We start from the raw sequence: 8,187 nt of genomic DNA, 5'->3' as shown, positions 1-8,187 counted from the left end.
TACACCTTTAGGAATTTTTGCCCCAAACCGATGAAGGATTTTGGTTTAAGGCACTGAGCAGCTTATTTTTCCCTGTATTGCTTTTGGTTGGCTTATTCTTCTTGCTACGTCGCGCTCAAAATGGCCCAGGTAGCCAAGCGATGAACTTTGGCAAATCCAAAGCTAGAGTCCAAATGGAACCACAAACTCAGGTAACATTTGGCGATGTTGCTGGTATTGACCAAGCCAAGTTGGAATTAAACGAAGTTGTAGACTTTCTGAAAAACGCCGATCGCTTTACCGCCGTTGGTGCAAAAATTCCTAAAGGTGTACTGTTAGTTGGCCCTCCTGGTACAGGTAAAACCCTTCTAGCTCGTGCCGTAGCTGGTGAAGCAGGTGTACCCTTCTTCTCAATCTCCGGTTCAGAATTTGTCGAAATGTTCGTCGGTGTGGGTGCATCCCGCGTCCGCGATTTATTTGAACAAGCTAAAACCAATGCTCCTTGTATCGTCTTCATCGATGAAATTGACGCCGTAGGTCGTCAACGGGGTGCAGGTTTAGGTGGTGGTAACGATGAGCGGGAACAAACCCTCAACCAGTTGCTCACAGAAATGGACGGCTTTGAAGGTAATACTGGCATCATCATTATTGCCGCTACCAACCGTCCTGATGTCCTAGATGCAGCCCTATTGCGTCCTGGTCGCTTTGACCGTCAAGTTGTGGTAGACCGTCCCGACTATGCCGGACGCAGCGAAATCCTCAAGGTACACGCCCGTGGTAAGACCTTGGCCAAAGATGTGGACTTGGATAAAATTGCCCGTCGTACCCCTGGATTCACTGGTGCAGATTTATCCAACCTGCTCAATGAAGCCGCAATTCTGGCAGCCCGCCGGAATTTGACTGAGATTTCAATGGATGAAATCAACGACGCGATTGATCGCGTATTAGCTGGGCCAGAGAAGAAAGACCGGGTAATGAGCGAAAAGCGCAAAACCTTGGTAGCATATCACGAAGCTGGTCATGCCTTAGTTGGTGCTTTAATGCCAGACTACGATCCTGTGCAGAAGATTAGCATCATTCCTCGTGGTCGTGCAGGTGGTTTAACTTGGTTTACCCCCAGCGAAGACCGGATGGACACAGGTTTATACAGCCGCGCTTATCTGGAAAATCAGATGGCAGTGGCTTTGGGTGGTCGGATTGCTGAAGAATTAATCTTTGGTGAAGAAGAAGTTACCACTGGTGCTTCTAATGACTTACAACAAGTAGCACGGGTTGCGCGTCAGATGATCACCAGATTTGGCATGAGCGATCGCTTAGGCCCAGTCGCCCTTGGTCGTCAACAAGGTAACATGTTCCTGGGACGAGATATCATGTCAGAGCGTGATTTCTCTGAAGAAACCGCCGCCGCTATCGATGAAGAAGTCCGTAAACTTGTGGATGTAGCCTATACACGCGCTAAAGAAGTGTTGGTGCGTAACCGCCACATTTTAGATGAGATAGCGCAAATGCTAGTTGATAAAGAAACGGTAGATGCTGAAGAGTTGCAAGAAATTCTGTCGAATAACGATGTGACAACTGCTGCCTTTGCCTAATTTAATGAGTAGTTAGAAGTTAAGAACAATTCCTAACTCGTAATTGTTAAAAAAGCCCAGTCATGAAGACCGGGCTTTTAATATGGGGTTATATACCCCGAAGGTTTCGTTATAGAGTTTCAGTATAAATCGCTAGTCTGATATAGACTACCACCTGAGCATAATCAATTCCGCAAAATTAGAAAAATTTTTCTAGATACACCAAAATAAAAAAGCTATAACTCTGACTTCAAAAGGCAAAAGATACAATACAACTACAATTTCATTGGATGTAGAGGTAGGATGGAGCAAAATCCAATAGCAACTTACGCGCTTATAGTGCGATTGTGTATAGCATGTCTTGAATAGGTAGCACGGGTAATTCAAAGATTTTACGAATTACCCTGATTGCGATCAATGCAAAAGAATCTATGCTTTCTGTGTAGCATCCCTTATGGCGATCAATATAGATAACTTTCCAAAATCTTTATAAGACTAGCGTTAAGAGTGACTGAATACTCAACCAGTCGCCGATCTTAAACTCTGGATGTCGGTTTCAAAAATAGCCACGCCACAAAGAAGGTAGCTGCTGTGAATATTTGCGTTAAATCCAAAGCAGATAGATAGCCATCCGCAAATGAAGCAATGCTGCGATCGGTAATGCCAAATACCCAGGATGACAATCCAAACAGCCAGATTCCATTCTTGAGATTTCCGACGAATTCCTTAGAGTCTGATGGTTCTTGATCTTTCATGATCTTCTGTTCTATTGCTGAAAAATTTGATGATTGATGCGAAATACCTGCCATTAAGAATTTTTTCTGACTCCTGACGCTGAAATTTACACTTCCTATTAATAATATTAATAAATATTTCACCTACTTGACTTCACTGCCCAAAGGTACATCTCCTAATGATGACATTCCTGCTTTGGTTCTATCACCTCCGATAGACGGCAATGTGTTGAGTTCTCAGCTTTACAAGGTCAGGTTTGAATACTGAAATTACATAATCTTTAAATAACTATATGAATATTTATTGATTTTTTATTTAAAATCCTCCATAGGATAGATGCCTTACAGATAAATCCTTAGATTTACAGCATTTTTCAGGTATTTAGACCACAGATGAGATGGGGAGTAGGGAGTGGTGTAGTTCAATTACTTGAAAAGCGCTGTAAATTGCGTGGATACATAGTAGTAGCGCACAGATATGTGCTACTACTACGCTATGAGCTAGATTTCTGGGTTAACCAAGCGGGTAGTGGGACGACTCTGATATAAATCTTGAACGACTTGGATAGCAGAAACTATAGCTACAAGGCCAATGACTGCAACAGGTAACAAACCTTTGCCAAAGATAGCGATCGCTAGAGCGATCGTCAACGATCCTCGAATTCTCATCTTGGATGAAGCTACTTCTGCCTTAGATTCGGAGTCAGAAGCACTAGTTCAAGAAGCGATCAAGCGAGTCATGCAAAACCGTACTGTGTTTATTATCGCCCATCGCTTAAGCACCGTTCGTAGGGCTGACTGCATTCTCGTACTAGAACAAGGACAGTTGGTTGAAGCTGGTACTCACACCTCCCTCCTGTCTCAGGAAGGACGCTATGCTCGTTTTTATGCCCAACAGTTTTACTCTACAGATGAGGGTTAAGCTTACGAATTAACCTTGCCTTTAATTAAACGGTGGAAAAGGCGGCAAGGCCACAAAAAAGCTCCACATATACTTACTGAGGCGATCGCGGCCACAACTCGCCAAGTGGAATTAGACTCAGTGGCAGAATCTGAAGGGTGAGCTTGTGTGCTTTTAGCTAATTCTGGCACTGAATGAGACAGCTGACTGGCTGTAGTCACCCCTTCAATCGCTGCTCCAATTAGATAAGCTACTAGGGCAATTACTAGCCAGTTATTCATAATATTCAACTGTTTGAACTCTGAGCGTATGCTTGGCAGTGAGGAATCATTTAATTTATAGTGCTAATGATTGCCACCTTGACCGAAGGATAATCGACCTTCAGCCGTATCACGAATCAGGGGCAGTTTAGATGTTATGTAAGTATTAAGGCTGCTATCTGCCTGGGGATCAATAACCTGCTTCGCTTTTAACTGCTGGAGAAGCACTTGTACTAAAGCAGCATCGTCAAACTGGAGCAGGGTGCTGACCTGGGTAGACTCGATTACAGCCCAAAGCTGTTGCATCATTTTCGCTGTCACCATGAGTCTGTAACCTCTTAAGCTTTTCTTTATATTTACACAGATTTGGAATTTGTGGTTAGTTTTTATCTGAAGATTTATGAACATATAGGCTGAAAATGCCTGAGTCAGTTAAATCAGTTGAGTTATAGCGTTTTTCAATTGGATTGAAATTTTGTTAAGACCGCGCTGGCTCTCCTTAAAAAGGCTTGTAATTATCAACATTTTTTTTGTAACAGTCAAAGTGTAGCACTGACCCACATCCCGCCCAGAACTTAAGTTCTGGGCTAATAGCTCAAGTCCACTTAAGTGGACTGAAATTTTCGCTTTTACAAAGTCCAGCCATTTACATCGCTTAAAATCTTATATTTAGTCCTCTTAAGAGGACTTTAACTATTAGCTTTGGAATTTATTCCCAAGCGGGATAGCAACGAAGCAAGTGATATCATGTCCACTTGATTGCTTATTAAACCCGAAGAACCCCACCCCGCCAAAGCTACGCTTTGTTTCCCCTCCCCTTGGCAAGGGGAGGGGCTGGGGGTGGGGTGCTATGACTGTGGGAATCATAACTAATTACCCAGACTTGATATTAGAGTAAGGCTTTTGATCAGCCATAATGCAGACATACGTAGGCATCAGCGCTTTTTGTGGAGGTAAACTTCAGTTGTCTTCGCTGTCGGGTACTTTTGCTAGAAATTTATTGTGGAACTCTAGCACAAGCTCCTTCCTGACCAGAAGGATCGGCAAAAACTGCTAAAGTGTGATACTCAGGGTTATCTGTTTTATATATGACTCGAAAAGTATACAACCTATTTCTACCTTGTCCTTGGGTAACAACTGTTAAAAGTGTATTGTTAGTGGGAGGAAGCCCAGGAATATTCAGTTTTTGAATTCGTCTGAGTTGAATTACATTCGCTGCGGAGTTTTTACAATCTCCTCCACTACTATTAGAGTCTTGGCCAAACTGCATACACACTGGCCCATCAAAGTCTATAGTTACCTGTGATGGATCGTTTAACCAAACTTTTTTAATTACTTCTCCAGCCGGAATAAAGCTTAAGTTTGTTCCTTGTTGATACCAAACGTCGATCGTAGGTATTGCTCCTCCTAAACCCTGTGCTTGACAGGAAAATATAGAACGCAGAACAGCGTTATTAGCACCAGCGCGACCTACCAACAAGAACATAGCAACCGAGAAAATTAAGGAAGCTATAGGTAGGAAATAAGAATTACCTTGGGTATTTCCTGACAAGTTAGGATTATTTTTCATGGTTGCAAATGGGGAGATTGGTAGATAGAACAAGATAATATGGGAAAGATAGAAAGAAAACTAATTACCAATTACCATTACTCAATCAAAAATCTAAAATTGGTAAGTACTAATGCAAAATTAAATATACATTTGTCATTGCGGAAGCAAAGCGAAATGTAGGCGGAGCCTTCCCGTTCGGCTTTGCCGTTCCCGAAGGGTAGGGTAGCAATTTGCTTGCGGTTTGGAGATTGCTTCTCTTCGAGACGCTACGCGAACGCTACATTTCATTTCGCTCGCAATGACATAAATAATTTTGCGTAACCACTTATAAATCCTATCTTTTAAAACTAGATTGGTTGATTTACGTATAGTTCAACATTTGTGCCAGCTTGCATAAACCAAATATTAGTTGGTTGTGACATTTGGGCGATCGCCTGTTGATTACGTTGGGCAATTTGGGGTACTACAGAGGTGAAACCACCTTCTGCAACCCCAGCTAAAAGGTTGCGTCTGTTCTCAGTGATAGTAGTATAACCACTAATGTAGCCGTTGCGGTTGTTGCCGTTCTCGATAGGATTGCCGTTAGAGTCGATGTTGCTGAGGTTACCGCCATATAAAGGCAGAACTTTGGTATCAGGGCGATTTACTAACTCTGCCGCTTTACCAAGACCTCCTAAAACGAATAGTCCTGCATCCATTGATGCTACGGACGAACTTTGACCGGGATATTTATTTGCTACTAAAGGTTTACCTTGAGTACCGCGAATAATCATTGCATTGTTAGGTAAGCTTTGTTCGGTAGGGTTGCCATTATTTTGCGAGATAACTTTAGTTACGTTCATCTGCAAAAGACCTTGTTCGTTAATGGAACGAATTTCAGCTAGGAATTCGGTGTTTGCAGGGAAAGCGATCGCACCATCGGTAGATTTTAGTGCTTCTTTTAATCGGATCACAAATACGTTTTTCGCTTCGCTTGTTTCATCACCACCGCCTCCTCTAGTAGTAGTTTCACCAAATATCGCTGTTGCTAATACAGCTTTGGCACTAGTCCCTACTCCTAAGGATTTTTGTCCCAGAGGTTGCGCTTGACTCACCGCAGGAGCAGGAGTTTCCGGTGGTGGTGTCTGTTCTTGCGGCTGCGGATTGTTTGCAGGTTCAGGAGCAGGTGCGATGTTAGTAGCTTGACTGGTAGCATCTATTTGACCGTAGCTACCTAACTTTGCTAACCTTCTCCACTCTTCAAATGGGCCTGGTGGTGGGCTTGGTGGAGATGGTCGAGTTATATTGGCTACAGTCTGAGGTTGAGGTTGAGTGTTTGGCTTCACAACTGGTAGTTGGGGCGATCGCACAGGTTGAGAAGCAGGTACTCTAACGATGCGCTCAACTGTCACTGTCCGAGGTACATAAGGTGTTGGTGGTGGGGGTGTTGGGATCGCTCTTTCTGTGCCTCTGGAAGATACTGACGGTTCTTTTAAGACTACTGTCGGCGTTGATTTGGCAGTTCTGAGTTGTTGTTGGGCGGCTTTCACCATCTGGGCTTGTTCAGTCAGGGCTAATTTCGTTTTCAGAGTATCTACTTCACCTTCTAGCTGTTGAGAGGTAGATTCATCAGTTGGCTGCTCAGGCACTTGTGGAGAAACAATTTCTTTTGGCTTTGAACTGGTACTCATCAACTGGGACAAAAACACACCACCCACCAAAACGATCGCAAAGGTGGCGGCCCCTACCAAGCCTAACTTTGCAAAGGGATTAGATGAGAGGGGTTGCTTTGTCTGAACTTCTTGTGGAAGAGATAGCGACTCTTGCGGCGTTGCAGAGTCTTCTGATCCTTGGGTATCGGTAGAAGATTCTTCAAGGTCAAACCGCCTTGACATATCTGATTCCCAGTCTGAAGATTCTACTTCTGGTTGGGGATCTTCGGTGGTTAGAGTAAATTCATTTTGATCAGGTGTTTCCGCAGGAATTGAGTATTTAGTCATGGTAAAGCTTGGTTGGGATTTCCAGAACAATTTTTATCTTTGATATCACATACATTATAAATTTCTAGTCTGGCTTCACCAAGGCGGTAAGCTGCGAACTGTAATGGTAGTGCTGCATTTGGTAGGGAAGTTGCGGGTTCATCTATTGCTCTAACTAAAATTTGTTTATTAAACGAAGTTGATTTTCCCAACCTGTCATAACCGCTAAAAACTAGTTGATTAGCAAACATCTCAACTTTCCACAGTCCATTACCTTTACCTATTTCTATAGGTTGAGATATTTTTTGGATTACTAATACATTCTCTGCTCCTCTATTAACATTTTCAAATTGGCTATCTGGATTTAAATTGGTAATTTCTGACTTAAGTTTTTCTTTAAAATTATCAGCTACCAGTTGGGAAGTAATTTCCCAGACTTGCGTTGGCGGCTGTTGTTCTGACGAGGTAAGCATTAAGCTCATAGTTTCACCCACAAACCGCCGAATAGCCTCTGGCTGTCGCTCTAAATTTGGTTGGGGGTCTACGGTTATAGTGCGACCATCAACAAGTTGCACTAAACTTTGAGGTGTGAGTTGTCGGGCTAATTGTTGTAACATAGACTCGTGAAATAGTAGTAAAAGCAAGGTAAATACATGTAACCCAAATGTTCCTACTGCTAACAGTGGCAATGGGTTATTTTTCCTATTTTCTGGTTTGAGTAATTGCATTAATAATTATAGGAATCGTATTTGATTTTTGAAATTATCTACGTAGGCGGGGAGTGGGGAGTAGGGAGTAGGGAGTAGGGAATTAGGCTTTTTGAATTGTACCGAGCTTTTTCAGAAATCAAATATTAGTCCTATATATAAATTGAATTAGTGAATTAGAAATCTATAGGTCTTATTTGATTTTTTAAAAAAGCCCTCAACTCGAAAAGGCTGATTCCCCACTCCCCACTCCCCACTCCCTACTCCCCACTCCCCACCTACTCATCTGATAAAGCTATCAGATGTTTGTCCAGCCCCGCATTGTATAAATTTATCATTGTTAAGGCTGTTGTTGCCATCTAGCAAACATAAGTTACGAATTTCATAAATTTCTAATCTATCAGCGCGGACACTATAAATTGCTTTTTGCAGGTCTGTGCTATTGTCGCCTTGGGGATTACCGAAATAATCTGCTGCACGTACCAGTAAATCTTTGTTAAAAGGAGTTATGAGTCTTGCACCACC

General features: G+C 42.6%; 6 protein-coding genes and 4 pseudogenes. 2 read left to right on the top strand and 8 right to left on the bottom strand.

Going from position 1 to position 8,187, the window contains the following annotated elements:
* Positions 1–20: 20 nt before the first annotated feature.
* Positions 21–1,571 (top strand): annotated as a pseudogene (gene ftsH3, locus LC574_RS15495) (ATP-dependent zinc metalloprotease FtsH3); the annotation flags it as partial.
* Between the two features lie 515 nt (positions 1,572–2,086).
* Here ftsH3 and LC574_RS15490 read toward each other — a convergent pair.
* Both LC574_RS15490 and LC574_RS15485 read right to left on the bottom strand, forming a co-directional pair.
* On the bottom strand, positions 2,087–2,305 hold the full coding sequence (locus tag LC574_RS15490; RefSeq protein WP_229454342.1) for a hypothetical protein: 219 nt from the start codon (positions 2,303–2,305) through the stop codon (positions 2,087–2,089).
* Positions 2,306–2,785: 480 nt separating this feature from the next.
* Positions 2,786–2,950: pseudogene (locus LC574_RS15485) on the bottom strand (low temperature requirement protein A); the annotation flags it as partial.
* On the opposite strand from LC574_RS15485, the pseudogene LC574_RS15480 reads away from it, so the two are divergent.
* A pseudogene (locus LC574_RS15480) lies at positions 2,907–3,206 on the top strand (ABC transporter ATP-binding protein); the annotation flags it as partial. The pseudogenes LC574_RS15485 and LC574_RS15480 sit on opposite strands and share 44 nt — an antisense overlap.
* Before the next feature lie 2 nt (positions 3,207–3,208).
* Here LC574_RS15480 and LC574_RS15475 read toward each other — a convergent pair.
* The 6 genes and pseudogenes from LC574_RS15475 to LC574_RS15450 form a co-directional block, all read right to left on the bottom strand.
* Entirely contained in the window at positions 3,209–3,466 is a 258-nt protein-coding gene (locus LC574_RS15475) for a hypothetical protein (protein WP_229454341.1), read from the bottom strand.
* A gap of 63 nt (positions 3,467–3,529) precedes the next feature.
* A complete protein-coding gene (locus tag LC574_RS15470) occupies positions 3,530–3,769 on the bottom strand; it encodes a hypothetical protein (RefSeq protein ID WP_229454340.1) in 240 nt (79 codons plus the stop codon).
* A gap of 673 nt (positions 3,770–4,442) precedes the next feature.
* Positions 4,443–5,015 carry a hypothetical protein gene (locus LC574_RS15465; RefSeq protein WP_229454339.1) on the bottom strand — a complete coding sequence of 191 codons (573 nt, stop codon included), beginning with the start codon at positions 5,013–5,015 and terminating at the stop codon, positions 4,443–4,445.
* Between the two features lie 329 nt (positions 5,016–5,344).
* Positions 5,345–6,976 carry a TrbI/VirB10 family protein gene (locus LC574_RS15460; protein WP_229454338.1) on the bottom strand — a complete coding sequence of 544 codons (1,632 nt, stop codon included), beginning with the start codon at positions 6,974–6,976 and terminating at the stop codon, positions 5,345–5,347.
* Positions 6,973–7,683 carry a hypothetical protein gene (locus tag LC574_RS15455; protein WP_229454337.1) on the bottom strand — a complete coding sequence of 237 codons (711 nt, stop codon included), beginning with the start codon at positions 7,681–7,683 and terminating at the stop codon, positions 6,973–6,975. The genes LC574_RS15460 and LC574_RS15455 overlap by 4 nt, the downstream gene beginning before the upstream one ends.
* A 261-nt stretch (positions 7,684–7,944) precedes the next feature.
* A pseudogene (locus tag LC574_RS15450) lies at positions 7,945–8,187 on the bottom strand (hypothetical protein); the annotation flags it as partial.

Source organism: Nostoc sp. CHAB 5715 (assembly GCF_020829685.1).
GTDB lineage: Bacteria > Cyanobacteriota > Cyanobacteriia > Cyanobacteriales > Nostocaceae > Nostoc.
This window is presented reverse-complemented; position numbering and strand designations above follow the sequence as displayed.

Coding starts and splice junctions, on each gene's coding strand:
- LC574_RS15490 (WP_229454342.1), bottom strand. CDS start 2,305: ATGAAAGATCAAGAACCATCAGACTCTAAGGAATTCGTCGGAAATCTC.
- LC574_RS15475 (WP_229454341.1), bottom strand. CDS start 3,466: ATGAATAACTGGCTAGTAATTGCCCTAGTAGCTTATCTAATTGGAGCA.
- LC574_RS15470 (WP_229454340.1), bottom strand. CDS start 3,769: ATGGTGACAGCGAAAATGATGCAACAGCTTTGGGCTGTAATCGAGTCT.
- LC574_RS15465 (WP_229454339.1), bottom strand. CDS start 5,015: ATGAAAAATAATCCTAACTTGTCAGGAAATACCCAAGGTAATTCTTAT.
- LC574_RS15460 (WP_229454338.1), bottom strand. CDS start 6,976: ATGACTAAATACTCAATTCCTGCGGAAACACCTGATCAAAATGAATTT.
- LC574_RS15455 (WP_229454337.1), bottom strand. CDS start 7,683: ATGCAATTACTCAAACCAGAAAATAGGAAAAATAACCCATTGCCACTG.